Here is a 640-nt window from a genome sequence, read left to right on the forward strand (position 1 = left end):
GCGCCTGTGGGAACGGGAATCTCTTGCCAGTGTTCACCGCCATCCTCGGTGCGCCAGAGGTGTGGCCCCCATCCAATGAGATACCCCCGCTGGGCATCGATAAACCGCAGTGCCGAAATATTCTGGTCTTCCGGCCAGTGCAACCGTTCCCAGGATTCCCCCTGGTCGGTGGATTTAAACAGTTGGGTCAGCTGAGGGCGATAGCGCTGTCCTGGGAGCTTATTAGCAGTACGGTCTGACCAGCCCATTGCGAGATAGAGCGTGTTCCAGTCCGGTGAAAGCCACCAGTCTGCCTGCTGCGCGGGCTCCTCAAAGCGCCGTTCAACGCCTTCCCCAAGTGAACCACCGAGGATACGCACTGTGCGGCGGTTGGCTGTTTCGCTTGGGTTATACATCCACTGTTCAGTAAACTCAGCTCGTGTTGGATCGCTTCGTTCTTCACGCGGCTTCGTAGTTACTTCAGGATTGGTAAGCTTCATGGAAAGCACTTGCTCACCCCGAATGCGGAAGTCTCCTGGCCCGTAGGGAGTATCTTCTTTCATAAAATCGCTACTAACACGCTCCCAGCTTGTGCCATGGGTAAATACCCAGTAGCCCAGTAACACCACGCCCAGCGTGATGGTGTAGCGCCACTTCATTT

1 protein-coding gene is annotated in these 640 nt (G+C 55.9%); it reads right to left on the reverse strand.

Translation table 11 applies throughout. The annotated features are described in order from the left end of the window. Positions 1-640: WD40/YVTN/BNR-like repeat-containing protein (locus HP566_RS06375; protein ID WP_425348174.1), on the reverse strand; the 640-nt coding region annotated here is incomplete at both ends.

The sequence above is a fragment of the Vreelandella olivaria genome (genome assembly GCF_023507745.1).
Taxonomy (GTDB): domain Bacteria; phylum Pseudomonadota; class Gammaproteobacteria; order Pseudomonadales; family Halomonadaceae; genus Vreelandella; species Vreelandella olivaria_A.